This is a genomic window from Pseudomonas sp. SWRI18, from assembly GCF_014268345.1.
GTDB lineage: Bacteria > Pseudomonadota > Gammaproteobacteria > Pseudomonadales > Pseudomonadaceae > Aquipseudomonas > Aquipseudomonas cedrina.
In genome coordinates, this window is record NZ_JACCQQ010000033.1 from 12,633 (window position 1) to 37,761 (window position 25,129).

The following is a 25,129-nucleotide window of genomic DNA, read 5'->3' on the forward strand; positions in this document are numbered from 1 at the left end:
CCGATAACTGAAAGACCATTGGTTCGGACTCTCAGATTATCTCCTCATCAGGCTAATCACGGTTATTTGACCCGGCTTTTGCCGGGTCTTTTTTTACCTGTCGAAAGCTGCCTGCAAACGCCAACTTCAGCGCGCAATGATCAGCGGATGCCCACGCTCCGGGTGCGGCTGCACCAGCACATCCAGGCCAAACACGGCTTTGAGCGGCTCAGGCTGCATCACCTGCGCGGGCGTATCCAAGGCATGGGGGCGGCCGGCCTCCAGCAGCAGAATGCGATCACAGTAACGGGCCGCCAGGTTCAAGTCGTGAAGGATCACCAATACTGCAGCCCCCCGATTGGCAAAGCTACGAATGGCCTGCAAGGTGGTGTGCTGATGCAAGGGATCCAGCATCGACGTCGGCTCATCCAACAGCAACGTCTGCCCCGCCTCGCCCGGCCATAACTGCGCCAACACGCGCGCCAGGTGCACCCGTTGCCGTTCTCCACCCGACAGCGCCAAGTAGCTGCGGCCGCTCAAATGGACGACATCCGCCGCCTGCAAGGCCGCCTCGATAATCTCGTCATCGCGCACGCGCCCGGTCTGGTGAGGCAAGCGACCCATGCCTACAACCTCTTCGACACGGAAGGCGAAGTCCAACGTCGAGGCCTGTGGCAATACCGCCAGGCGTTGTGCGCGCTGCACGCCACTCCAATCAGCCAATGGGCGTTGATCCAACAACACTTTGCCCTGGGCGGGATGCAACTCACCGCACAAAGCACTGAGCAACGTACTCTTACCCGCGCCATTGGGCCCCAGCACGCCCAGCACTTCACCCGGCAGCAGGTCGAGCGTGACATCCGCCAACACTGTTTTGCGACCGCGACGGATCTGCAGGTCCTCCACACGCAGCATCAAGCACGCCCCCGCAACAATAGGTATAGAAAGAGCGGCGCGCCGATAAACGCAGTGACAATACCGATGGGCAACTCAGCCGGCGCCAATGCCAGGCGCGCAACCAGATCGGCAAACAGCAACAAGCTTGCACCCGCCAATAACGATGCCGGCAGCAAGACTCGATGATCCGGCCCCGCCAGCAATCGCACCAGATGCGGAACCACCAGCCCCACAAACCCGATCATGCCCGCTGCGGCCACCGCAGCCCCCACGCCTAAGGCGGTGCAGAACACCAACTCGCGCTTGAGCCTCTCTACATCAATACCGAGGTGACCGGCCTCCGACTCACCGAGCAGCAATGCATTCAGCGCCCTGGCTCGGCGCGGCAACCACAGCGCGACACCCGCGCTCACCAGCAGCAACGGCCATAAACGCGAATAGCTGGCGCCGTTGAGGCTGCCCAGATTCCAAAACGTGAGAGTGCGCAAGGTGGCGTCGTCGGCCAGGTAGGTGAACAGGCCCACCGCCGAACCGGCGAGCGCCGTCAAGGCAATGCCGGCGAGCAGCATGGTCGCGACGTTGGTCTGGCCGTTGCGCCGGCCCAGTCGATAAACCAGCGCCGTCACGCCCAAGCCGCCAAGAAATGCGCACACAGATAAAACATAAGGCCCGAACGCCTCCGGCAAACCGCCGAAAAACGAACCACCGACAATCGCCACCGCCGCGCCCAGCGCAGCACCACTGGAAACCCCTACCAACCCCGGATCAGCCAGCGGATTGCGAAACAATCCCTGCATCGCCACGCCCGACAGGGCCAGCACGCCGCCGACTGCCAAGCCCAGCAACGTACGCGGCAAACGGATCTGCCCCAGGATCAGTTCAGCCTGCTCCAACCCCTGGGCCTCGATCGGCAACCCCATCAAACGCAATGCGGCCTTGAGCGTATCCAGCAATGGCAGACTGACCGGCCCCAACGCCAGGGATAACCAGATGGCCAGTAAGCACAGCAGTGCCAACCCGATAAACAAGGTCTTGGGTTTAACCAGCGTGGTCATGGGGCAGGCTTAGGCTGGGACGGATAAAAACCGGCAGAGAGTTCCACCAGGCTTTGCGGCAGGCGCGGCCCAAGCCCGCCGACCAGCAAAGTGGGGTCCACCTCAAACACCCGCCCGTCACGGGCCGCCGGCGTCGATGCCAGGATCGGATTTTCCTTGAACAGTGCCGCACGCGCCGCCTCACCGGTCAGGGCGCGATCGGCAAACACCAGCACATCCGGGCTCAACCCCGCCAATGACTCCATGGAAAACGGCTTGTAGCCGCTATGGGTTGCCAGATTACGTCCGCCCGCTTGTTGCAGCATCCAGTCAGCCGCCGTGTCTTTGCCTGCAATCAGCGGCTTGCCGCCCGCATGGCCAAGCAATAGCAATACGCCAGGCGTCTTTTGAGTGGACTGGGCCTTGGCCACCCAACGCTTCTGCTGCTCCAGTGCCTGTTCATACCCGGCAAACAGCTCGCTAGCCTTGGCGCCGTTGCCCAGCAACTTGCCCAAGTGCTGAAGGTTGTCTTTCAACGCCTGCAGGTCCGGCTGCGCCGAAAACATCTCTACCTGCACACCCGCGTTGCGGACCTGCGCCAGCACCGGCGGTGGGCCCATTTCTTCGGTACCTACCAGCACCTGCGGACGCAGACTCAGAATGCCTTCCGCCGACAATTGCCGCTGGTAACCGATGCTCGGCAGTGCCCTGAGGGACTCGGGATGCTGGCTGGTGGTGTCCACCCCCACCAATTTCGATTCGCCGCCCATGGCCGTTACCCATTCCGACAGCGCCCCACCGGCACTGACCCAGCGCTGCGGCAGTTCCGAGGCCTGGGCCCCATGATTGACCAGCAGGGAAGCAACAAGCGCGATAGCGCTGGCACTCAGGCGCATAACAGGGTTTCCTTCCAAGGGCAGGGCCGCTCAAGCACTCATCGATGTGACAGATAACCCCTGCCCGGCATCGTATTGAGCGCCCAGTCAGCTAACGGGCGAAGCCGGCATTTGATAATTGTTTGCATTTGAACGTCAAGGCACTTAAGGATTGAAATGAAGTTTCTCTGCCCCTCCGACGCGCTCGCGCCCGACTGCAGCCTCGGTTTTGACATCGACGGCTGCAAGCTGTTGGCGGTGCGCCGGGACGGCGTTGCCTACTTCTACCTCAACCGCTGCCCTCATCGCGGCATCCCGCTGGATTGGCAGCCCGGCCAGTTTCTCGACGCCAGCGCCAGCCTGATCCAATGCGCCACTCACGGCGCCCTGTTCCTGATCGAGAGTGGCGAATGCATTGCCGGGCCGTGCGCCGGGCAAAGCCTCATCGCCCTGCCCGGCCGCGAAGACGCCCAAGGATTGTGGGTGGAACTCTAGTCGAACAACACGTCCAGACGCCGGTCCACGCAAATCTCCGCAGATGTCACCCGCACCCCATAGGCCAGCACTTCCACCCCCGCCGCCTTGGCTTCGCGCAGGGCAGCAGCGTAGGCCGCGTCGATTTCCACGGCCGGGCGCACGGCATCGATCCCCGAAAGATTGACGCAATACAACTGCACCGCCCGCACCCCGCTGCGCGCCAAGTAGGCCAGCTCGCGCAAGTGCTTCGCGCCGCGCTGGGTGACGGCATCGGGGAAGGCGGCAACCGAAGAGCCATCAAAGCCCAAGGTCACGCTTTTGACTTCGACAAACGCAGCCCCATGGGGGTAGTCCAGGCGAAAGTCGATTCGGCTTTTCTCCTGACCGTAGGGCACTTCACGCTTCAATGCGGTGAAACCGTTGAGCTCCGTAATCACCCCGGCACGCAACGCCTCTTCCACCAATTGATTGGCCCGCGCCGTGTTCACACACGCCAGACGCCCCTGGGGCGTCTCGGCGATTTCCCAGGTGCCGGGCAACTTACGCTTGGGGTCATTGGAACGACTGAACCAGACCTGCCCGCCTTCGACCATGCAATTGAGCATCGAGCCGGTGTTCGGGCAGTGAATGGTCAATAACTCGCCGGTAACGGTTTCGATATCGGTGAGAAAACGCTTATAGCGGCGGATGAGCCGCGCTTCTTCGAGGGGAGGATAAAAATGCATCAGCCTTGCCAACTCCGCAATCCACGGGCGATTCGCTCCACCGCCTGCTGTAGCCGATCAATGTTTTGCGTGTAGGCAAAGCGCACATGGTGACCGGCCTGGTAGCGTCCGAAATCCAGGCCGGGGGTAAAGGCCACATGTTCGGTCTCCAGGAAATGACGGCAGAACGCGAAGGCATCCCCGCCGAACGCGCGGATATCCGCATATAAATAGAACGCACCTTCCGGTTCAACGGCAATGCCGAAGCCCAGCTCGCGCAGGGCCGGTAGCAGGAAGTCGCGACGGCGGCCGAATTCAGCGCGGCGCTCTTCCAGAATGCCCAGGGTCTGCGGGGTGAAACATGCCAGCGCCGCATGTTGGGCCATGCTTGGCGCACTGATGTAGAGGTTTTGCGCCAGTTTCTCCAGCTCACCCACTGCCGCCGGTGGCGCAACCAGCCAACCCAGGCGCCAACCGGTCATGCCGAAATACTTGGAAAAACTATTAAGGACGAACGCATCGTCGTCGACTTCCAGCACGCTGGCGGCGTCTGTGCCGTAGGTGAGGCCATGATAAATCTCATCCACGACCAGATGACCGTTACGCGCGTTGATTGCCCGCGAAAGCGCGGCCAATTCATTACGGGTGAGGATCGTCCCGGTCGGGTTGGCCGGGGATGCCACCAGTGCGCCGACGCTGTCCTGATTCCAGTGCCGGGCCACCAGGTCGGCGGTCAGTTGATAGCGCACGTCAGGGCCGACCGGCACCAACTGCGCCGCGCCCTCCACCAGCCGCAGGAAATGGCGGTTGCATGGGTAACCAGGGTCTGCGAGCAGCCAATGCTTGCCCGGATCGACCAGCAGGCTGCTGGCCAGTAACAGGGCACCGGAACCACCGGGGGTGATCAGGATGCGCTCGGGGTCCACGTTCAGGCCATAGCGCTGTTGATAGAAACCGCTGATGGCCTCGCGCAGTTCCGGCAGGCCACGGGCCGCGGTGTAGCGGGTCTTGCCATTGGCCAATGCCGCCTGGCCGGCCTGGATGATCGGCTCGGCGGTGGTGAAATCCGGCTCGCCGATTTCCAGGTGGATCACGTCATGGCCGGCGGCTTGCAGCTCATTGGCCCGCGCCAGCAATGCCATGACATGAAAAGGTTCGATGGCGCGACTGCGCGCACTGTAGGGCTGGGCCATTAGCCTTCCTTAACGGTGAGGACAAAATCCGGATTCTACCGAACCACGGCGGTAAAACATGTTCTATTGCCTGTCCGGCGGCGCATGCAGGTCGGGCAAGCGCCTGCAAAACGACTAAAATCAACCGTTGAGAGGATACATACCCACCTACGACGGGCTGTCGCGGTTTGCGACACTGACGGGATGGGCCTCGACAGCCGGGAGTGGCGCACCCCGAATCTATCTGGTAAGTTCGCCCGCTTGCAGCCGCAGGGCCGGCAGGTGTCGGTGACGTTGAAATCCTGCGCAATGGATTAGAAGAGTGAGAGGCGGTCTATTCATGTCCACCCAGGCAAAGCAACAACAACCCTCAGCCCTCAGCGGCTTCACACCCTATGTAGAAACAAAGGGTGAGGAGTACATGAGCGAGTCCATGCGCAAGCACTTCTCCAATATCCTGAAGAAGTGGAAGCAGGACTTGATGCAGGAAGTCGACCGCACGGTTGACCATATGAAGGACGAAGCCGCCAACTTCCCTGACCCGGCAGACCGTGCCAGCCAGGAAGAGGAATTCGCCCTCGAACTGCGCGCCCGCGATCGCGAGCGCAAGCTGATCAAGAAAATCGACAAGACGCTGCAACTGATCGAAGACGAAGAATACGGCTGGTGCGAATCCTGCGGTGTCGAGATCGGTATCCGTCGCCTGGAAGCCCGCCCGACCGCGGACCTCTGCGTAGACTGCAAGACCTTGGCCGAAATCAAGGAAAAACAGGTCGGCAAGTAACTCTGCCGAGCTGAATGAATGGGGCGTGCAAACGCCCCATTTTTGTTCCTGGCGTTTACCGAATTTCCAGTAGTATCCGGTCCATGACAGCCTCTACCTATATCGGGCGCTTTGCCCCCACACCCAGCGGCCATTTGCATTTCGGCTCCCTGGTCGCCGCCCTCGCCTCCTACCTCGACGCCCGCGCAAACAGTGGCCGCTGGCTGATGCGCATGGAAGACCTCGACCCGCCCCGCGAAGAGCCCGGTGCCCAGGCGGCGATCCTGCAGGCGCTGGAAAGCTACGGCTTTGAATGGGACGGGGAAACAGTCCGACAAAGCGAGCGGTACGAAGCCTACGCCAAAGTGCTGAACGACCTGTTCAACCACGGCCTGGCCTACGCCTGCACCTGTTCGCGCAAACAACTGGAACCCTACAACGGGATTTACCCCGGCCTGTGCCGCAATGCCGGCCACGACCAGCAAGATGCCGCTATCCGTTTGCGTGTGCCCGAGCTTGCGTACCACTTTACCGACCGCGTTCAAGGCGAGTTCCGACAGCACCTGGGCCGCGAAGTCGGCGATTTCGTCATTCGCCGGCGTGACGGCCTTTATGCTTATCAACTGGCGGTGGTTCTCGACGATGCCTGGCAAGGCGTGACCGATATCGTACGCGGCGCCGACCTGCTGGACTCCACGCCACGCCAACTGTATCTGCAGGAATTGCTGGGCCTGCGCCAACCGCGCTACCTGCACGTGCCGCTGATCGTCCAGCCGGACGGCAACAAGTTGGGTAAATCCTACCGATCGCCGCCGTTGACACCCGACCAGGCCACGCCCCTGCTAGTGAGAGCACTGCGCGCCCTTGGCCAGCAACCCGGCGCCGAGCTGCTGCACGCCAGCCCACGCGAACTGCTGGATTGGGGCGTCGCCCACTGGGACGCCACACGGATCCCCCGCACACTGACCCTGGCCGAAGCGCAATTGAGCTGAAGGCGCTTGCAGCTTGCCAGCCATCCGTTACCATCGCCGCAGTTTTTCATTCAGAGGCCAACATGTATATCTATCGATTGGTCCTGCTGCTGGTCGTCGGGATCTACCTGTTTTCCCCCGCCATCATGGATTGGTGGATCGACGCCACGGGCGCCTGGTATCGCCCTTATCTGCTGTGGCTGATCCTGATCGTCGTGACTTTCATCCTGCAGAGCCAAAAAGATGCCGATGAGCTTTAGCCTCACCCAGATGCTGCTGATCAGCGCCGCCTACCTGGCCGCGTTGTTCGGCGTCGCCTGGATCAGTGAGCGCGGAATGATTCCGCGGGCGATCATTCGCCATCCGTTGACCTATACCTTGTCCCTGGGCGTGTACGCCAGTGCCTGGGCGTTTTATGGCACCGTAGGACTGGCCTATCAGTACGGTTATGGTTTTCTGTCCAGTTACCTCGGGGTGTCCGGCGCGTTTCTGCTGGCGCCGGTGCTGCTGTACCCGATCCTGAAGATCACCCGTACCTACCAGCTGTCGTCGCTTGCCGACCTGTTCGCCTTTCGCTTTCGCAGCACCTGGGCCGGCGCGCTGACCACGATTTTCATGCTGATCGGCGTCTTGCCGTTGCTGGCCCTGCAGATTCAGGCTGTGGCCGACTCCATCAGCATCCTCACCCGCGAACCCGTGCAGCATCGCGTTGCGCTGGCCTTCTGCGCGCTGATCACGCTGTTCACGATTTTCTTCGGCTCGCGCCATATCGCCACCCGCGAGAAACACCAAGGCCTGGTGTTCGCGATTGCCTTCGAGTCGGTGATCAAGCTGATCGCCATCGGCGGCGTCGGCCTGTATGCGCTCTACGGCGTATTCGACGGCCCGCAGCAGCTGGAACTGTGGCTGCTGCAAAACCAGACCGCCCTCGCCGCCTTGCACACCCCGCTGCAGGAAGGCCCATGGCGCACCCTGCTGCTGGTGTTCTTCGCCTCGGCAATCGTAATGCCGCACATGTACCACATGACCTTTACCGAAAACCTCAACCCGCGCTCGCTGGTCAGCGCCAGTTGGGGCTTGCCGCTGTTCCTGCTGTTGATGAGCCTGGCGGTACCGCTGATCCTGTGGGCCGGCTTGAAGCTGGGGGCCACCACCAACCCCGAGTACTTCACCCTTGGCGTGGGCATTGCCGCCAATAGCAAATCCCTGGCATTGCTGGCGTACGTGGGCGGTTTGTCCGCCGCCAGCGGCTTGATCATCGTCACGACGCTGGCGTTATCGGGCATGGCGCTCAACCATCTGGTACTGCCGCTGTACCAGCCGCCGGCCGAAGGCAATATCTACCGTTGGCTGAAATGGACACGGCGCGCGCTGATCGTCGCGATCATCATGGCCGGCTACGGGTTCTACCTGTTGCTCGGCCCCGGGCAAGACCTGGCCAACCTGGGGATCGTCGCGTTCGTCGCCACCTTGCAGTTCCTGCCGGGGGTGCTGTCGGTGCTGTACTGGCCGACCGCCAACCGTCGCGGTTTCATCGCCGGGCTGCTGGCGGGGATCCTGGTTTGGATCGTCACCATGTTGCTGCCACTGGTCGGTAACCTGCAGGGCTTCTATATCCCCTTGCTGAACATGATTTACGTACTGGACGACACCAGTTGGCACATGGCGGCGATTGCATCCCTGGCCGCCAACGTCTTGATGTTCACCCTGATCTCGCTGTTCACCAACGCCAGCCCGGAAGAAACCAGCGCCGCCGAAGCCTGTGCGGTGGACAACGTGCGCCGCCCGCAACGCCGAGAATTGCACGCGGCCTCGCCCCAGGAGTTCGCCACGCAACTGGCCAAGCCCCTGGGCGCAAAGGCGGCGCAAAAGGAAGTGGAACAGGCACTGCGCGATCTTTACCTGCCGTTCGACGAACGCCGGCCGTATGCACTGCGTCGCCTGCGTGACCGTATCGAAGCCAACTTGTCGGGGCTGATGGGGCCGAGCGTGTCCCAGGACATGGTGGAAACCTTCCTGCCCTACAAGGCCGGCGGCGAAAACTACGTCACCGAAGACATCCATTTCATCGAGAGCCGACTGGAGGATTACCACTCACGCCTCACAGGTCTCGCCGCCGAACTCGATGCCTTGCGCCGCTATCACCGCCAAACCCTGCAGGAACTGCCGATGGGCGTGTGCTCCCTGGCCAAGGATCAGGAGATCCTGATGTGGAACAAGGCCATGGAAGAACTCACCGGCATCGCCGCGCAGCGGGTGGTCGGTTCACGCCTGAATACCCTGGGCGAACCCTGGAAAGAATTGTTACAAGGATTTATCGACCTGCCCGACGAGCACTTGCACAAGCAGCACCTGGCCCTCGATGGCCAGACTCGCTGGTTGAACCTGCACAAAGCCGCCATCGACGAACCCCTGGCGCCCGGTAACAGCGGCCTGGTGTTGCTGGTGGAAGACCTGACCGAAACCCAGATGCTCGAAGACAAGCTGGTGCACTCCGAACGCCTGGCCAGCATCGGCCGGCTGGCGGCGGGCGTGGCCCACGAAATCGGCAATCCGATCACCGGTATCGCCTGCCTCGCGCAGAACCTGCGGGAAGAGCGGGAAGAGGACGGCGAAATCATCGAGATCAGCGGCCAGATCCTCGAACAGACCAAACGCGTGTCGCGCATCGTGCAGTCGTTGATGAGCTTCGCCCACGCAGGCGGCCATCAGAACCAGGACGAAGCGGTGTGCCTGGCCGAGGTGGCACAGGATGCCATTGGGCTGCTGGCCTTGAACCGGCGCAATTTCGAAGTACAGTTCTTCAATTTGTGCGACCCCGACCATTGGGTGGATGGCGACTCACAACGCCTGGCCCAGGTACTGATCAACCTGCTGTCCAACGCCCGCGATGCAACGCCGGCCGGCAGCGCGGTACGCGTCAAGACCGAGGCTTTCGAACATACGGTCGATCTGATCGTCGAAGATGAAGGTAGCGGTATTCCACAGAACATCATGGACCGATTGTTCGAACCCTTCTTCACCACCAAGGACCCCGGTGAAGGTACCGGTCTGGGCCTTGCACTGGTCTATTCCATCGTTGAAGAGCATTATGGACAAATCACCATCGACAGCCCGGCTGACACCGAAAGCCAACGCGGCACCCGTATCCGGGTGACCTTGCCGCGTCATGTCGAAGCGACGTCCGCTGTGAACTGAGACCGTCGAGAGAATTGAATCAATGCCGCACATTTTGATCGTCGAAGACGAAACCATCATCCGCTCTGCCTTGCGTCGCCTGCTTGAACGAAATCAGTACCAGGTCAGCGAAGCCGGCTCGGTGCAGGAAGCCCAGGAGCGTTTCAGCATTCCCACGTTCGACCTGATTGTCAGCGACCTGCGCCTGCCTGGCGCGCCTGGCACCGAGTTGATCAAGCTTGGCCAGGGCACCCCGGTGCTGATCATGACCAGCTACGCCAGCCTGCGCTCGGCGGTAGACTCCATGAAGATGGGCGCGGTGGACTACATCGCCAAGCCTTTCGACCATGACGAAATGCTTCAAGCCGTGGCCCGCATCCTGCGTGACCGCCAGTCGGCCAGCAGTGCGCCGGCCGAGCCGCGCCCGGCGGGCAAAACCGCCGACAAACCCAGCGTCGACAACAGCAACGGCGAGATCGGCATCATCGGTTCCTGCCCACCGATGCAGGACCTGTACAGCAAGATCCGCAAAGTCGCCCCGACCGACTCCAATGTATTGATCCAGGGCGAATCAGGCACCGGTAAAGAACTGGTAGCGCGCGCCCTGCACAACCTGTCCAAGCGTGCCAAGGCGCCGATGATCTCGGTGAACTGTGCGGCGATTCCCGAATCCCTGATCGAGTCGGAGCTGTTCGGCCACGAGAAAGGTGCGTTTACCGGCGCCAGCGCCGGGCGTGCGGGCTTGGTGGAGGCGGCGGACGGTGGCACCTTGTTCCTTGATGAAATCGGCGAACTGCCCCTGGAAGCCCAGGCGCGGTTGCTGCGCGTGCTGCAGGAAGGCGAGATCCGCCGTGTAGGCTCGGTGCAGTCGCAAAAGGTCGATGTACGCCTGATCGCCGCTACCCACCGCGACCTGAAGAGCCTGGCCAAGATCGGCCAGTTCCGTGAAGACTTGTACTATCGCCTGCACGTGATCGCCCTCAAGCTCCCGCCCCTGCGTGAACGTGGCGCCGACGTCAATGAGATCGCCCAGGCGTTCCTGCTGCGCCAGAGCGCGCGCATCAACCGCACCGACCTGAAGTTCGCCGCGGACGCCGAGCAGGCGATTCGGCATTACTCGTGGCCGGGCAACGTGCGCGAGCTGGAGAATGCCGTCGAGCGTGCGGTAATCCTCTCGGAAAGTCCGGAGATTTCTGCCGAGCTGCTGGGCATCGATATCGAACTGAGCGACCTGGACGACGACGATTTCGTCGGTCTGGCCCCTCAGCAGGGCGGCGGTAGCAATACCAGCCATGAGCCGACGGAGGATCTGTCACTGGAAGATTATTTCCAGCACTTTGTCCTTGAGCATCAGGACCATATGACCGAGACCGAGTTGGCTCGCAAACTGGGCGTAAGCCGTAAATGCCTGTGGGAACGCCGACAGCGCCTGGGCATTCCACGCCGCAAGACGGGTGTAGCCAGCGAGAGCTGAGGGTGCGCCCCCACAGGTAACACCCTCAGATGTGAAAAAACTGTTACCGCAGATATTTCGCGTAACAAAAGCCGGGGCTTACGGTAACGAAGCCCCGGCTTTTTTTGGCCCGTCAAAAACCCGAAACCGCCTTAAACCCCCGGTTTTACTGGCCGATGCAAAAGTTGGCACGCACCCTGCTATATGCTTAGTACAAAAACAATAACAAGCTCAGTACAAGACAATAAAAATAAGACGAATCGACTCACGCATAACAAAAACAACACGGCGGAGGCGCAGCTAACTGATTCTTTTGGAGAGGCGTTGCATTTGGGGCTTGCCCCGCAACCAGGCCGAGAACAACAAAAAACTGCCCTAAGGCAGAGCCTGAACTGGTTGGATCGTAGATCAGCAACACAGCGACCAAAGCAATCCGTTTGCTCTTGGCTCCCGATTGGGAGTGTCATGAAGGTGAAGCTTCATGGCGAGGGCGATCAACAAAAACAAGAAGCCCGCAACCCATAATAAAAATAGAGCACGCAACTACTTCTGGGGGAGCTTCGGCTCCCCTTGTAGTTTCCGCTGTTTCGCGCCGTTTTGATGCTCAAACGCTTTTGACGCAAGGCTCGCAGCTTGTTCCTACACCATCCCCCGACTAAATGCTAGAATCCCGGCCCATCATGCGGTCATTCTTCGTTATGGCCGAACATTCCTTCAAACAGTGCATCCCATGCTGAAGAAGTTGTTCCAGTCATTCCGTTCTCCCTTGCGTCGTACGCAACACATTCGCAGCACGCCTGAAGTGCTTAACAGCAATCAGCATTCATTGCAGCGCGCTCAATTCAGCCGCTATGCGGTGAACATCGTCGAACGTTTGCAGAACGCCGGCTACCAGGCCTATCTGGTGGGTGGCTGCGTACGCGACATGTTGCTCAACATCACGCCCAAGGACTTCGACGTCGCCACCAGTGCCACGCCCGAGCAGATACGCGCCGAGTTTCGTAACGCGCGGATCATCGGCCGCCGTTTCAAGCTGGTGCATATCCACTTCGGTCGCGAAATCATCGAGGTCGCGACGTTCCGCGCCGGCCACCCGCAAAACGATGAAGAGGAAGACACCAACCAGTCTTCCCGCAACGAGAGCGGACGTATCCTGCGCGACAACGTCTACGGCACCTTGGAAGAAGACGCGCAACGCCGCGACTTCACCATCAACGCCCTGTACTACGACCCGGTCAGCGAGCGCATTCTCGATTACGCCAATGGCGTGCACGATATTCGCAACCATCTGATCCGCCTGATCGGTGATCCGGTCAAGCGTTACCAGGAAGACCCGGTGCGCATGCTGCGTGCGGTGCGTTTTGCCGCCAAGCTGAATTTCGGTATCGAGAAGCACACCGCTGCGCCGATCCGCGAGCTGGCACCGATGCTGCGGGAAATTCCCTCGGCGCGCCTGTTCGAAGAAGTGCTCAAGCTGTTCCTTTCGGGCTATGCCGCCGACACCTTCGAAATGCTCGTCGACCTGCAATTGTTCGACCCGCTGTTCCCGGCCAGTGCCGAGGCGCTGGAATACAACCCGACCTATACCCATACGCTGATCAGCGAAGCGCTGATCAACACGGACCTGCGCATCAAGCAGAACAAGCCGGTAACCCCGGCATTCCTGTTTGCCGCCCTGCTGTGGCCCGCCTTGCCGAAACGCGTATTGCGCCTGCAAGACCGTGGCATGCCGCCGATCCCGGCCATGCAGGAAGCCGCGCATGAGCTGATCGCCGAGCAGTGCCAGCGCATTGCAATCCCTAAACGTTTCACCATGCCGATCCGCGAGATCTGGGACATGCAGGAGCGCCTGCCGCGCCGTAGCGGCAAGCGTGCCGACCTGTTGCTCGATAATCCGCGTTTCCGCGCCGGTTATGACTTTCTGCTGCTGCGTGAAAGCGCCGGCGAGCAGACTGACGGCCTCGGTGAATGGTGGACCGACTACCAGGACGCCAATGACAGCGAGCGCCGCGACATGATTCGCGACCTCGCCGGCAAAGGCGATGGCGTTGGTGAGGGGCCGAAGAAGCGTCGTCGCAGTGGCACCAAACGCAAACGCAGCGCCGCTGATGCGTCGGGCGCCGCAGGCGACTAAACGTGGAACGTATCTACATCGGCATGGGCAGTAACCTGGCGGCCCCGGACAAGCAATTGCGCAGTGCTATCGAGGCACTGGCGCAATTGCCGGGCACCACCCTCGCTGGCGTCTCTGCCTTCTATCAAAGTGATTCCCTGCTCCCGGGCCAGCCGCGCTACACCAACGCGGTTGCCGCCTTGGACGGCAGCCTTGCGCCCCTGGAGCTGCTGGATGCGCTGCAAGCCATCGAGAACGATCAGGGCCGCGAACGCCTTGAGCGTTGGGGCCCACGCACCCTTGACCTGGACATCCTGCTGTTCGGGGATCGCCTGATCGACGAGCCGCGCTTGAAGGTGCCGCATTATCAGATGCACCTGCGGGCGTTTGTGCTGTACCCGTTGGCTGAACTGGCGCCGGCAGATTTTCTGCTACCGGACGGCCAGCACTTGAGCGACCTGCTGGCGGCGTGTCCGTTTGCTGGCCTGGAACGCCTGGCCATTGCCTGACGCTGTCCCCCTGTGGGAGAGCGGGCTTGCTCGCGAAAGCGGTGGGTCAGCTACCCAATGCACCGACTGATACATCGCATTCGCGAGCAAGCCCGCTCCCACATTTGATACTCAGTAAGGGCCGAACCAGCGCACGACCTGCTGAATCGCATCAGTAACAGCGGTAACACCGCCCTCGTAACAATGCGGTAACACATCCAATTGACTTCCCGTGTCCTCCTCACGACTATAGGCGTCCCGCTGCCGCCAACCCGGCGCTTAAGGGCGCAATCCAGGCCTTATAAGCACTGCTCTCAAGACAGTGCGCCTGTATAAACGAAGACTCACGCGCGTTACTCGCTGTTTCCAAGCGCCTGAACGAGGACCCTTTTCATGCCAGACATTACCCTGACCACCTTGCAGAGCCTCAAGCTCAAAGGTGAAAAAATCACCATGCTGACCTGCTATGACGCCACCTTTGCCCAAGCCAGTTGCCAGGCCGGGGTCGAAGTGTTGCTGGTGGGTGACTCCCTGGGCATGGTGCTTCAAGGGAATGACAGCACACTGCCCGTGACCACCGATGAACTTGCCTACCACACCGCCAGCGTCAAGCGCGGTAACGATGGCGCCTTCATCATCGCCGACATGCCGTTCATGGGTTACGCCACACTCGAACAGACGTTCCAGAATGCCGGCAAGCTGATGCAAGCCGGTGCACACATGATCAAAGTGGAAGGCGCCGTATGGCTGGCCGAATCGATCCGCCTGCTGGCGGAGCGCGGCGTGCCGGTATGCGCGCACATGGGCCTGACGCCGCAGTCGGTCAACCTCCTCGGCGGCTACAAGGTACAAGGCCGCAATGAAGCCCAGGCGCGCCAGATGCGTGCCGACGCCATCGCCCTGGAGCAAGCGGGCGCAGCGATGATCCTGCTCGAATGCGTGCCCAGCGAACTGGCGGCCGAAATCACCCAGGCCGTTAAAGTGCCGGTGATCGGGATTGGCGCGGGTTCGGCCACCGATGGCCAAGTGCTGGTGCTGCACGACATGCTCGGCCTGTCGATCAGCGGCCGCGTGCCCAAATTCGTGAAGAATTTCATGGCCGGCCAAACCAGTATCCACGACGCATTGAGCGCCTACGTGGCTGAAGTCAAAGGCGTGACCTTTCCAGGCGCCGAACACGGATTCTCCGCATGAACACCGTTAAAACCCTACGTGAACTACGGGCTGCCGTGACCCATGCCCGTAGCGCCGGCAAGCGCATCGGCTTGGTGCCCACCATGGGCAACCTTCACAGCGGCCATGCCACCCTGGTGACCAAGGCTGCCCAGCAGGCGGATTTCGTCGTCGCCAGCATCTTCGTCAACCCGCTGCAGTTCGGCGCCGGCGAAGACCTGGACACATACCCGCGCACCTTGGCTGCCGACCAGGAAAAGCTGCTGCAGGCCGGCTGCAACCTGCTGTTCGCGCCCACCGTCGAGGAAATGTACCCCGGCGGCACCACCGGCCAGACCCGTATCAGCGTGCCGCAGCTGTCTGAAGGCCTGTGCGGCGCCAGCCGTCCGGGGCACTTCGAAGGCGTGGCGACGGTGGTCAGCAAGCTGTTCAACATGGTCCAGCCGGACATGGCGGTGTTTGGCCAAAAGGACTATCAGCAGCTGGCGGTGATCCGCGCCATGGTCCACGACCTGAACATGCCGATCCAGATCATCGGCGAGCCCACCGTGCGCGCCGACGACGGCCTCGCGCTGTCATCACGCAACGGCTACCTCACCGACGAGCAACGCGCCATCGCGCCAGTGCTGTACCGCTGCCTCAGCCAGATTGGCGCGGCGATCAAAGCCGGTGAGCGTGACTTTGCCAGGCTGCGCGCCGAGCAGGTCGGGCAGATCGAAGCCGCCGGGCTGCGCCTGGACTACCTCGAAGTACGCCAGGGCGTACATCTGCGCCCGGCCACGGCCGAAGACCGCGATATCGTGATCCTGGTCGCGGCGTACCTGGGCGCCACCCGCCTCATCGACAACCTGCACCTGACCCTCGACTGACCCTCTCTCGTCGCGGTTCTCGTTGCTCTTCTCGTTGCGCCGGTATAAAAAAGTACCGGCCACAGCGCAGACAAAGCCAAGACATATCGACACGCTAGGTTTAATGTAATCGCCCTGCGCTATGGTTAGCGCTGTCCGGAACCCATTGCCTGATGAAAATTTGGACGTTCCGGACCCAGAAGTGTCCTAAAGGCAGTCCCCGTAATAAAAAGGAAACCCGCAGCGATGGCGTACTACCGCACTCCTCATGACGTTACCGCTCTGCCCGCCTGGCAAGCGCTCAATCAACATCGCCAAGCCATGCAGGATTTCAGCATGCGCGAAGCGTTCAATGCCGATCCGCAGCGTTTTTCACAGTTCACCTTGAGCAGCTGCGGACTTTTCCTCGATTACTCCAAAAACCTGATTACCGGCGAAACCCGTGACCTGCTGGTGGCGCTGGCCAAGGAAGTCGACCTCAAAGCGGCGATCGACGCGCTGTACAACGGCGAACCCGTCAACTCTTCCGAACACCGCCCAGCCCTGCACACTGCGCTGCGCCGCCCTGTGGGTGACAAGTTGTCGGTCAACGGCGTGAACATCATGCCGGACGTGCACAAGGTGCTGAACCAGATGACCGACCTGGTCGGGCGCATCCATGACGGCCTGTGGCGTGGCTACACCGAGAAGCCGATCACCGACGTAGTGAATATCGGTATCGGTGGCTCGTTCCTCGGCCCGGAGCTGGTCTCCGAAGCGCTGCTGTCCTATGCCCACAAAGGCGTGCGCTGCCACTACCTGGCAAACATCGACGGCAGCGAGTTCCACGAACTGACCATGAAGCTGCGCGCCGAGACCACGCTGTTTATCGTCTCGTCGAAATCCTTCAACACCCTGGAAACCCTGAAGAACGCCCAGGCCGCCCGCGCCTGGTACCTGGCCCAGGGTGGCTCGGAAGCCGAGCTGTACCGGCACTTCATCGCCGTATCGAGCAATAACGCGGCAGCGGTTGCCTTCGGCATCCGCGAAGAGAACATCTTCCCGATGTGGGACTGGGTCGGCGGGCGTTACTCGCTGTGGTCGGCCATTGGCTTGCCAATCGCCCTGGCCATCGGCATGTCCAACTTCAAGGAACTGCTGTCCGGCGCCTACACCATGGACCAGCACTTCCAGAACGCGCCGTTCGAACAGAACATGCCGGTACTGCTGGGCCTGCTGGGCGTGTGGTACGGCAACTTCTGGGGTGCGCAGAGCCATGCGATCCTGCCGTACGACCACTACCTGCGTAACATCACCAAGCACTTGCAACAGTTGGACATGGAATCCAACGGCAAGAGCGTGCGCCAGGACGGTACGCCGGTGGGCACCGATACCGGCCCGGTGATCTGGGGCGGCGTGGGCTGCAACGGTCAGCATGCCTACCACCAGTTGCTGCACCAGGGGACCCAACTGATCCCGGCCGACTTCATCGTGCCGATCGTCAGCTTCAACCCGGTGTCCGACCACCATCAATGGCTGTATGCCAACTGCCTGTCCCAGAGCCAGGCATTGATGCTCGGCAAGACCCGCGGCGAAGCCGAAGCCGAGCTGCGCGACAAGGGCATCCCGGAAGAAGACGTGCAGAAACTCGCGCCGCACAAGGTGATCCCGGGCAACCGGCCGAGCAACACCCTTGTAGTCGAGCGCATCAGCCCGCGTCGCTTGGGCGCACTGGTCGCCATGTATGAACACAAAGTGTTCGTGCAGAGCGTGATCTGGGGTATCAACGCCTTCGACCAATGGGGCGTGGAACTCGGCAAAGAGCTGGGCAAGGGCGTCTACAACCGCCTGACCGGTGCCGAGGAAACCGTGGCCGACGATGCGTCGACCCAGGGCCTGATCAACTACTTCCGCGGTCGTCACCGCGGCTGATCCAGGTTTTGCAAGGCCAACGTCCGTTTGGAGGTTGGCCTTGAACCCTCCCCTTACAGGGTGCATCTTTATGACTTGTCGCAAAAACAAGAATAAGGATCGCTCATGTTCGATATCAGCACGTTTCCCACCGCCGATGCCGTCCGCCGGGCTGCGCAACTCAGTCAAGAGGACTATCAGCGCCTCTACCGCCAATCCATCGAACAGCCGGACACGTTCTGGGCTGAACAGGCCAAGGGCTTTCTCGACTGGATTACCCCCTGGCACAGCGTCCATCGCTCAGACATCCACACCGGCGCCGCCCAATGGTTTGCCGGCGGGCAGTTGAACGTCAGCTACAACTGCATCGACCGCCATCTGGCACAACGCGCCGATCAGCCGGCCTTCATCTGGGAAGGCGATGATCCGACAAAATCCTCCAACATCACCTACCGCCAACTGCACCAGAACGTCAGCCGCCTGGCCAATGTGCTGAAAAGCCGTGGCGTGAAAAAAGGCGATCGGGTGTGCATCTACATGCCGATGATCCCGGAAGCCGCCTACGCCATGCTGGCCTGCACACGCATTGGCGCGGTGCACTCGGTGGTATTTGGCGGGTTCTCGCCGGATGCCCTGCGCGACCGGATCCTCGACGCCGACTGCCGCACCGTCATCACCGCCGATGAGGGCGTGCGCGGCGGCAAGCCGGTGGCACTGAAACAGAATATAGACAAGGCGTTGGCCAGTTGCCCCGACGTTAGTACGGTGCTGGTGGTTGAACGCACCGGTGCGACCGTCAATTGGAGCGAAGGCCGCGATCTCAAGTATCAACAGGCCCTCGACGCCGCCAGCGACGATTGCCCACCCGAGCCGATGGACGCCGAAGACCCGCTGTTCATCCTCTACACCTCCGGCAGCACCGGCAAACCCAAAGGCGTGCTGCACACCACAGGCGGCTACCTGCTGCAAGCGGCCATGACGTTCAAATACGTACTCGACTACCGCGACGGCGAAGTGTTCTGGTGCACCGCCGACGTGGGCTGGGTTACCGGTCACAGTTACATCGTGTACGGTCCGCTGGCCAATGGCGCGACCTCGCTGATGTTCGAAGGCGTGCCGAGCTACCCGGACAGCTCGCGCTTCTGGCAGGTGATCGACAAGCACAAGGTCAATATCTTCTACACCGCGCCCACCGCCTTGCGCGCGTTGATGCGTGAGGGCCATGGCCCACTGGAAAACACGTCCCGCGCCAGCCTGCGCTTGCTCGGCAGCGTGGGCGAGCCGATCAACCCGGAAGCCTGGGACTGGTACTTCAATGCAGTCGGCGAACAGCGCTGCCCGATCGTGGACACCTGGTGGCAGACCGAGACCGGCGGCATCATGCTCAGCCCATTGGTGAGCGCCCAGCGGATCAAGCCCGGCTGCGCAACCCGGCCGATGTTCGGCGTGCAGCCGGTATTGCTCGACGAGCAAGGCAAGGAAATCAGTGGCGCCGGCAGCGGCGTGCTGGCGATCAAGGCCAGTTGGCCGGGGCAAATCCGCAGCGTGTATGGCGATCCGCAGCGCATGGTCGACACCTATTTCAAACCCTACCCCGGTTATTACTTGACCGGTGACGGCGCGCGGCGAGATGAGGACGGCGATTACTGGATCACCGGGCGCATCGACGATGTGATCAACGTCTCCGGCCACCGCATCGGCACCGCCGAGGTGGAAAGTGCCCTGGTGTTGCACGACCAAGTGGCCGAAGCCGCCGTGGTGGGCTATCCCCATGACGTCAAAGGCCAGGGCATCTATGCCTTTGTCACCCCCATGAATGGCGTAGAGCCCAGCGACGCGCTGAAAAAGCATCTGCTGGAATTGGTCAGCAAGGAAATCGGCAGCTTTGCCAAGCCGGAACTGATCCAATGGGCACCGGCCTTGCCGAAAACCCGTTCCGGCAAGATCATGCGCAGGATTTTGCGCAAGATCGCCTGCAACGAACTCGACAGCCTCGGTGATACTTCGACGCTGGCCGACCCCAGCGTTGTAGAAGGCCTGATCGACAAACGCCTGAACCGATAGGAACCCCTGAGTCGCCATGGAATTTATCCGCAGCCGTATCGAAACCCAGTTGCTGAGCCTGACCGGCCTGGCGCTGGGCCAGCTGGACCTGGAAAACCCCAAGGGCGACCCGGGCCTGTTCGGGCCGGACTCGGTGAGCTGGCAAGTCCATGGTGATTTCAGCAGCATGCTCATTGGCGGCATCAGTGCCTTGATGCTGCAAGCCTTGCACCCATTGGCCCTGGCCGGCGTGTGGGACCATTCGAATTTTCGCCAGGACATGCTCGGGCGCTTGCGGCGTACCTCGCAGTTCATCTCGGGTACCACCTTTGGCTCGCGCAAAGACGCCGAATGGCTGATCGAAAAAGTCCGCACCATTCACCTGCAGGTGGTGGGGCATGCGCCGGACGGGCGGCCTTATGCAGCCAGCGACCCGGACCTGCTGACCTGGGTGCATGTGGCGGAAGTCAGCAACTTCCTGGCCGCGCATTTGCGCTACCGTAACCAGCACCTTTCGGGTCCGGACCAGGACCGCTACTACAGTGAAATTGCGTTGGTGGCGGAACGCCTGGGCGCGCTGAATGTTCCGCGTTCTCGCCAGGAAATGTCGGATTACATGGCCCGCATCCGCCCGCAATTGCTGTGCGACGACCGAAGCCGCGAAGTGCTGCGTTTGCTGCTCAATGCGCCCGCCCCCAGCCTGCTGGCCAAACCCTTCGGCAGTTTGATGATGCAGGCCGGGCTCGACCTGCTGCCGGATTGGGCCAGCGCCATGCTCCAGCAACACCAGAGCCCGCTGCAGCGCCAGATGGTCCGTGCCGGGGTCAAGCGCAGTGCGCCGATGCTGCGTTGGGCGATGCGCAACGGTTCGGTGCAACGCGCCCATCGGCGGATGGGGTTGATGTAGGCGACGGCGCATAGCTGTTAAACTCCGCGCCCTCATTGCCATCCATTACTTAGCCAGGCGCGCTCCATGTCTTCCCTGAATCAGGCGCTGCGCGCCGCCCTCGACCATCGCCAAGACCTGATCGGCGAATTGCACGCCCAGGGCACCGACTGCTACCGGCTGTTCCATGGCAGCCAGGAAGGCGCCGGCGGCCTGACCATCGACCGCTATGGCCGGCAATTACTGGTGCAGAGCTTCCACAATGCCCTGGAAAGCGCAGACCTGCTGGCCCTGCATCAGCAGGTCAGCCAGCATTTGGGCCTGGAACTGCTGCTGGTGTACAACGACCGCTCCCGTGGCAATTCGCGCATCGACCGCGAAGACACGGTATACCGCGCCGAACCCGCCGCACTGGACGATCTTGTTGGCCACGAATGGGGCCTCAATTACCGCGTGCGCGGGCGGCATGCGGGGCAAGACCCGCTTCTCTTTCTGGACCTGCGTAGCACGCGGGGCTGGGTCAAGGCCCACAGCGCCGGCAAAAGCGTGCTGAACCTGTTCGCCTACACCTGCGGCGTGGGCCTGAGCGCCGCCGCCGGGGGTGCCCGCGAGGTATGCAACCTGGATTTTGCCGAGGGCAACCTGGCGGTCGGCCGCGAAAATGGCCTGCTGAACCCGCAGTTGCCGACCATGCAATTCGTGCAGTCCGACTACTTTCCGGCGATCCGCCAACTGGCCGGTCTGCCGATCACCCAGCGGCGCGGGCAAAAGCTGCCCAGTTATCCACGCCTGGAGCAACGCCAATACGACCTGGTGCTGCTCGACCCTCCGGCCTGGGCCAAGAGCGCGTTCGGCACCGTCGACCTGCTGCGCGACTACCAGAGCCTGCTCAAGCCAGCGCTGCTCGCCACCGCCGACAATGGTGTGCTGATCTGCTGCAACAACCTGGCGAAAGTCAGCATGCAGGATTGGCGTGAGCAGGTGCTGCGCTGTGCGGAAAAAGCCGGGCGCCCGGTGCGTAACTGGGAAATCATGACGCCTGGCGCGGACTTTCCCTCGCAGGATCAACAGCCTCCGTTGAAAACCTTGATACTTCAGCTGTAAGAGGTTTCCCAAAGGCCCAGCGCTTCGGAACCGAAAAGCCGTGCCATACTCCAAGGCACTCCTGTTTGACATAGATGGCGCCGCCCCATGCCCAAAGGATTGATCCGCGCCGCTGGCGCTTTGTTGACTGCCCTTGCCCTGTACAGCCTGCTGGGCTTTTTGATTCTCCCCGGTATCGCGCTTCGCATTGCCAACCAGCAACTGGCCAATTACGCCACGGTGCCGGCGCGGATCGAGCGGATCGAGCTAAACCCGTTCAGCCTGGAAGTGACGGCATGGGGGCTGAAAATCGGTGAGCCCGGCAAGGAACAGGTGGGTTTCGAGCGTCTCTACGCCAACCTGCAGATCGACAGTCTCTGGACCCGCGCCCTGCACCTGGCTGACGTACAACTGGACAAGCCCAAGACCGAGCTGCTGTTCAACAAGTCCGGCCAGCTGAACCTGGCGCAGCTGTTCAAGCTGCCACCCAGCGAGCCAACCCCTGCCGATCCTGATGCCAAACCGTTTCCGTTGCGTATCGACAGCATCAAGCTGGCGGGCGGTTATGTGCACTTCCAGGACTTGCGCCCGAGCGAGCCTATCGAATTCCTTTATGACACCCTCGACTTCGAACTGAAAAACCTCAGTACCCTGCCGGAAGACAATGCCGACATGACGCTGGTGGCAGCCGGGCCTGAAGGCGGGCAGATCGACTGGAAAGGCAACTTCAGCCTGGTGCCGATCACCTCCGAAGGCACCTTGAAGGTCACCGATGGCAAGATGAAAGCCTGGTGGCCCTATGTACGCGACGCGCTGCCCCTGGTGCTGGAAGATGGCGTGCTCAACTTCAGCACCGAATATAAGTTCAGCCTGGCCAAAGAGACCGAGCTGAACCTGACCAACACCGCCGCCAGCATTGCGCCCTTTGCCATGAAGGCACCGGACGGTCGTCCATTGGTACGCCTGGAACGCCTGGATGTCAGCGAGACCACCGTTGACTTGGCCAAGCAGCAGGTGGTGGTCGGCAAGATCCGCAGCAACAAACTGGAAACCTGGGCGGCCCTTGAGGCCGACGGCCAATTGGACTGGCAAAAACTGTTCGCCAGCCAACCCGGCAAACCCGCCAAGGCGCCGGAGCTCGCCACTGCGCCGGCCACTGCCGACTCGCCAAAAGCCGAACCCGCCGCACCCAGCAAGCCCTGGCAAGTACTGCTCAAGGACGTGCAACTGCGTAACTATCAAGTGCACCTGGCAGACCGCCGGGCCAAGCCTGCGGTCGCGCTGGAACTGGGCCCGTTGAATGTCGATGTGCAGAATTTCGATAGCCTCAACCAGAGCCCGTTCACCTTGAAGGTCGACACGGGCCTGGGCAAGCAAGGCAAGCTCCAGGCGAGCGGCACGGTCAACCTCAACCCGGTCAGCGCCAAGCTGAAGGTAAATACCCAGGACATCGACTTGCGGGTTGCCCAGTCCTATATCAGCCCCTTTATCCGCCTGGAACTGCGCAGCGGCATGCTCGGCAGCAATCTCGATGTCGACCTGAAAAGCACTGATCCCTTGAAGCTGCAGATCACGGGGCGGGCGCAGGTCGACCAGTTGCATACGCTGGACACCCTCAAGACCCGCGACTTCGTCAAATGGCAGCGACTGGTGCTCGAAGGCGTCAACTACCAGCACGGCGATAGCCTGTCGATCGACAAGGTCAACCTGCTGCAGCCCTATGCGCGCTTCATGATCAACGATGACCGTACCACCAACGTCGATGACCTGTTGATCCCTCAACCGGCCGACAAAAGCGCCAAGCCTGCCAGCAAGGAAAAGCCCCTGGGCATCCGTATCGGGCAGATCGCGATCAACGACGGTTCGGCCAACTTTGCCGACTTCAGCCTTACACCAAACTTCGCCACCGCCATTCAACAGCTCAACGGGCAGATCGGCACGATTGACAGCCGCCAGGCCAAACCGGCCAGCGTTGATATCAAGGGCAAGGTCGACCGCTATGCGCCGGTTACCATCAAAGGCAGCGTGAACCCGTTTGATCCCATGGCGGCGCTGGACATTGCCACCAGTTTCAAACGTGTCGAACTGACCACCCTGACCCCCTATTCCGGCAAGTTCGCCGGGTTCCGTATCCGCAAGGGGCGCCTGAACCTCGACCTGCACTATGTGATCACCAAGGGCCAGTTGAAGGCCGAAAACAAAGTGGTGGTCGAGCAATTGCAACTGGGTGAGAAAGTCGACAGCGCCGATGCGGTGGACCTTCCAATTCGCCTGGCGGTCGCGCTGCTCAAGGATACAAATGGCAAGATCACCATCGAATTGCCGGTGACAGGCGATCTGAACAACCCGCAATTCAGCGTGATGCCGATTGTTTGGCAGACCCTGCGTAACCTGGTGCTGCGCGCGGCAACGGCGCCCTTCAAATTTATCGGCGGGCTGGTGACCGGCGGGGGCTCGGAAGACCTCGGTAATGTGTCGTTCGCCGCAGGATCCAGCGAGTTGAACAAGGACGCCGAGGGCGCCTTGAACACCCTGGCCAAGGCCCTGAAAGAACGCCCTGCGCTGCGCCTGGAAATCGAAGGCACTGCCGCCGCCAGCAGCGATGGCCCATTCCTCGCTGCACAGCGACTGGAACGTGAATACCAATACAACTACTACAAGATCCTCCAGCGACGTGGCGACAAGGTGCCCGCCCAGGCTTCCCTGCTTGTCGTACCCGAAAAAGAAAAGGCGCCCTTGCTCGAAGGCATCTACCGCACCCGCCTGAAACAACAACCGCCGGCCGAGTGGAAGGACCTGAGCAGCGACGAACGCAGTGCGAGGCTTCGTGACGGCGTGATCAAATTCTGGAGCGCCAGTGATGTGTTACTGCGCCAACTGGGCCAGGACCGCGCCAGCACCATCAAGGATTATCTGGTGGATAAAGGGCAGTTGGAGGATGACCGGGTGTACTTCATTGATGCGCAGTTGGGGCAAGCTGAAAAAGATGGTCGGGTAGTCACGCCGATGCATCTGGATGCCGAGTAATCCGCAAGCAACACAATTTAAACTGTGGGAGCGGGCTTGCTCGCGAAGGCGGCGTATCAGTTGATGATGTATCGAC

20 protein-coding genes are annotated in these 25,129 nt (G+C 61.3%); 15 read left to right on the forward strand and 5 right to left on the reverse strand.

From position 1 onward, the window contains the following. Positions 1–126: 126 nt before the first annotated feature. The 3 genes from H0Z09_RS25410 to H0Z09_RS25420 are packed head-to-tail and all read right to left on the reverse strand — an operon-like array spanning position 127 to position 2,806. Positions 127–894: a heme ABC transporter ATP-binding protein gene (locus H0Z09_RS25410; protein WP_186694381.1), complete on the reverse strand. Its 768-nt coding sequence runs from the start codon at positions 892–894 to the stop codon at positions 127–129. Continuing rightward, positions 894–1,931, reverse strand: a complete 1,038-nt coding sequence (locus H0Z09_RS25415; protein WP_186694383.1) for an iron ABC transporter permease — start codon at positions 1,929–1,931, stop codon at positions 894–896. Before H0Z09_RS25415 ends, H0Z09_RS25410 begins: the two co-directional genes overlap by 1 nt. Further along, positions 1,928–2,806 carry an ABC transporter substrate-binding protein gene (locus H0Z09_RS25420; protein ID WP_186694385.1) on the reverse strand — a complete coding sequence of 293 codons (879 nt, stop codon included), beginning with the start codon at positions 2,804–2,806 and terminating at the stop codon, positions 1,928–1,930. The genes H0Z09_RS25415 and H0Z09_RS25420 overlap by 4 nt, the downstream gene beginning before the upstream one ends. A 156-nt stretch (positions 2,807–2,962) precedes the next feature. Here H0Z09_RS25420 and H0Z09_RS25425 point away from each other — a divergent pair, with 156 nt between their 5' ends. Next, positions 2,963–3,280, forward strand: coding sequence for a Rieske 2Fe-2S domain-containing protein (locus tag H0Z09_RS25425; RefSeq protein WP_186694387.1), 318 nt, complete (start codon positions 2,963–2,965; stop codon positions 3,278–3,280). On the opposite strand, the gene sfsA is transcribed toward H0Z09_RS25425, so the two are convergent. Continuing rightward, positions 3,277–3,987, reverse strand: coding sequence for a DNA/RNA nuclease SfsA (sfsA, locus tag H0Z09_RS25430; RefSeq protein WP_186694389.1), 711 nt, complete (start codon positions 3,985–3,987; stop codon positions 3,277–3,279). The genes H0Z09_RS25425 and sfsA overlap by 4 nt on opposite strands. Continuing rightward, on the reverse strand, positions 3,987–5,159 hold the full coding sequence (locus tag H0Z09_RS25435; protein ID WP_186694391.1) for a pyridoxal phosphate-dependent aminotransferase: 1,173 nt from the start codon (positions 5,157–5,159) through the stop codon (positions 3,987–3,989). Before H0Z09_RS25435 ends, sfsA begins: the two co-directional genes overlap by 1 nt. A gap of 319 nt (positions 5,160–5,478) precedes the next feature. Here H0Z09_RS25435 and dksA point away from each other — a divergent pair, with 319 nt between their 5' ends. The 14 genes from dksA (at position 5,479) to H0Z09_RS25505 (ending at position 25,053) form a co-directional block, all read left to right on the forward strand. Beyond that, positions 5,479–5,922: an RNA polymerase-binding protein DksA gene (gene dksA, locus H0Z09_RS25440; RefSeq protein ID WP_076952856.1), complete on the forward strand. Its 444-nt coding sequence runs from the start codon at positions 5,479–5,481 to the stop codon at positions 5,920–5,922. Positions 5,923–6,005: 83 nt separating this feature from the next. Further along, positions 6,006–6,893, forward strand: coding sequence for a tRNA glutamyl-Q(34) synthetase GluQRS (gene gluQRS / locus H0Z09_RS25445; protein ID WP_186694393.1), 888 nt, complete (start codon positions 6,006–6,008; stop codon positions 6,891–6,893). A gap of 62 nt (positions 6,894–6,955) precedes the next feature. Continuing rightward, positions 6,956–7,132: a hypothetical protein gene (locus tag H0Z09_RS25450; RefSeq protein WP_003176118.1), complete on the forward strand. Its 177-nt coding sequence runs from the start codon at positions 6,956–6,958 to the stop codon at positions 7,130–7,132. Next, a complete protein-coding gene (locus tag H0Z09_RS25455) occupies positions 7,116–10,070 on the forward strand; it encodes a sensor histidine kinase (RefSeq protein ID WP_169377622.1) in 2,955 nt (984 codons plus the stop codon). Before H0Z09_RS25450 ends, H0Z09_RS25455 begins: the two co-directional genes overlap by 17 nt. A 22-nt stretch (positions 10,071–10,092) precedes the next feature. After that, positions 10,093–11,523: a sigma-54 dependent transcriptional regulator gene (locus H0Z09_RS25460; protein ID WP_076952853.1), complete on the forward strand. Its 1,431-nt coding sequence runs from the start codon at positions 10,093–10,095 to the stop codon at positions 11,521–11,523. 709 nt (positions 11,524–12,232) lie between these two features. After that, complete coding sequence (locus H0Z09_RS25465; protein WP_186694395.1) at positions 12,233–13,636, forward strand: polynucleotide adenylyltransferase PcnB; 1,404 nt, start codon at positions 12,233–12,235, stop codon at positions 13,634–13,636. A gap of 2 nt (positions 13,637–13,638) precedes the next feature. After that, positions 13,639–14,124 carry a 2-amino-4-hydroxy-6-hydroxymethyldihydropteridine diphosphokinase gene (folK, locus tag H0Z09_RS25470; RefSeq protein ID WP_186694397.1) on the forward strand — a complete coding sequence of 162 codons (486 nt, stop codon included), beginning with the start codon at positions 13,639–13,641 and terminating at the stop codon, positions 14,122–14,124. A gap of 372 nt (positions 14,125–14,496) precedes the next feature. Further along, complete coding sequence (panB, locus tag H0Z09_RS25475) at positions 14,497–15,297, forward strand: 3-methyl-2-oxobutanoate hydroxymethyltransferase (RefSeq protein WP_186694399.1); 801 nt, start codon at positions 14,497–14,499, stop codon at positions 15,295–15,297. Then, the gene (gene panC / locus H0Z09_RS25480) at positions 15,294–16,145 is read left to right on the forward strand and encodes a pantoate--beta-alanine ligase (RefSeq protein WP_186694401.1); all 852 of its coding nucleotides are present in this window, start codon (positions 15,294–15,296) and stop codon (positions 16,143–16,145) included. The genes panB and panC overlap by 4 nt, the downstream gene beginning before the upstream one ends. A gap of 225 nt (positions 16,146–16,370) precedes the next feature. Next, entirely contained in the window at positions 16,371–18,035 is a 1,665-nt protein-coding gene (pgi, locus tag H0Z09_RS25485) for a glucose-6-phosphate isomerase (protein ID WP_076952848.1), read from the forward strand. Positions 18,036–18,140: 105 nt separating this feature from the next. Beyond that, positions 18,141–20,078: an acetate--CoA ligase gene (gene acs, locus H0Z09_RS25490; protein ID WP_186694403.1), complete on the forward strand. Its 1,938-nt coding sequence runs from the start codon at positions 18,141–18,143 to the stop codon at positions 20,076–20,078. 16 nt (positions 20,079–20,094) lie between these two features. Continuing rightward, complete coding sequence (locus H0Z09_RS25495) at positions 20,095–20,964, forward strand: oxygenase MpaB family protein (protein ID WP_186694406.1); 870 nt, start codon at positions 20,095–20,097, stop codon at positions 20,962–20,964. Between the two features lie 66 nt (positions 20,965–21,030). Continuing rightward, a complete protein-coding gene (locus H0Z09_RS25500; RefSeq protein WP_186694408.1) occupies positions 21,031–22,047 on the forward strand; it encodes a class I SAM-dependent methyltransferase in 1,017 nt (338 codons plus the stop codon). Positions 22,048–22,134: 87 nt separating this feature from the next. Beyond that, complete coding sequence (locus tag H0Z09_RS25505; protein WP_186694410.1) at positions 22,135–25,053, forward strand: DUF748 domain-containing protein; 2,919 nt, start codon at positions 22,135–22,137, stop codon at positions 25,051–25,053. The last annotated feature ends 76 nt before the right edge of the window (positions 25,054–25,129 follow it).

Excerpts from the sequence above, each read along its gene's own strand:
- H0Z09_RS25420 (WP_186694385.1), bottom strand. The coding sequence starts at position 2,806 with ATGCGCCTGAGTGCCAGCGCTATCGCGCTTGTTGCTTCCCTGCTGGTC.
- pgi (WP_076952848.1), top strand. The coding sequence starts at position 16,371 with ATGGCGTACTACCGCACTCCTCATGACGTTACCGCTCTGCCCGCCTGG.
- H0Z09_RS25465 (WP_186694395.1), top strand. The coding sequence starts at position 12,233 with ATGCTGAAGAAGTTGTTCCAGTCATTCCGTTCTCCCTTGCGTCGTACG.
- dksA (WP_076952856.1), top strand. The coding sequence starts at position 5,479 with ATGTCCACCCAGGCAAAGCAACAACAACCCTCAGCCCTCAGCGGCTTC.
- H0Z09_RS25450 (WP_003176118.1), top strand. The coding sequence starts at position 6,956 with ATGTATATCTATCGATTGGTCCTGCTGCTGGTCGTCGGGATCTACCTG.
- sfsA (WP_186694389.1), bottom strand. The coding sequence starts at position 3,987 with ATGCATTTTTATCCTCCCCTCGAAGAAGCGCGGCTCATCCGCCGCTAT.
- H0Z09_RS25495 (WP_186694406.1), top strand. The coding sequence starts at position 20,095 with ATGGAATTTATCCGCAGCCGTATCGAAACCCAGTTGCTGAGCCTGACC.
- H0Z09_RS25425 (WP_186694387.1), top strand. The coding sequence starts at position 2,963 with ATGAAGTTTCTCTGCCCCTCCGACGCGCTCGCGCCCGACTGCAGCCTC.
- acs (WP_186694403.1), top strand. The coding sequence starts at position 18,141 with ATGTTCGATATCAGCACGTTTCCCACCGCCGATGCCGTCCGCCGGGCT.
- H0Z09_RS25505 (WP_186694410.1), top strand. The coding sequence starts at position 22,135 with ATGCCCAAAGGATTGATCCGCGCCGCTGGCGCTTTGTTGACTGCCCTT.
- H0Z09_RS25455 (WP_169377622.1), top strand. The coding sequence starts at position 7,116 with ATGCCGATGAGCTTTAGCCTCACCCAGATGCTGCTGATCAGCGCCGCC.
- H0Z09_RS25500 (WP_186694408.1), top strand. The coding sequence starts at position 21,031 with ATGTCTTCCCTGAATCAGGCGCTGCGCGCCGCCCTCGACCATCGCCAA.
- panC (WP_186694401.1), top strand. The coding sequence starts at position 15,294 with ATGAACACCGTTAAAACCCTACGTGAACTACGGGCTGCCGTGACCCAT.
- panB (WP_186694399.1), top strand. The coding sequence starts at position 14,497 with ATGCCAGACATTACCCTGACCACCTTGCAGAGCCTCAAGCTCAAAGGT.
- H0Z09_RS25415 (WP_186694383.1), bottom strand. The coding sequence starts at position 1,931 with ATGACCACGCTGGTTAAACCCAAGACCTTGTTTATCGGGTTGGCACTG.
- H0Z09_RS25410 (WP_186694381.1), bottom strand. The coding sequence starts at position 894 with ATGCTGCGTGTGGAGGACCTGCAGATCCGTCGCGGTCGCAAAACAGTG.
- gluQRS (WP_186694393.1), top strand. The coding sequence starts at position 6,006 with ATGACAGCCTCTACCTATATCGGGCGCTTTGCCCCCACACCCAGCGGC.
- H0Z09_RS25435 (WP_186694391.1), bottom strand. The coding sequence starts at position 5,159 with ATGGCCCAGCCCTACAGTGCGCGCAGTCGCGCCATCGAACCTTTTCAT.
- H0Z09_RS25460 (WP_076952853.1), top strand. The coding sequence starts at position 10,093 with ATGCCGCACATTTTGATCGTCGAAGACGAAACCATCATCCGCTCTGCC.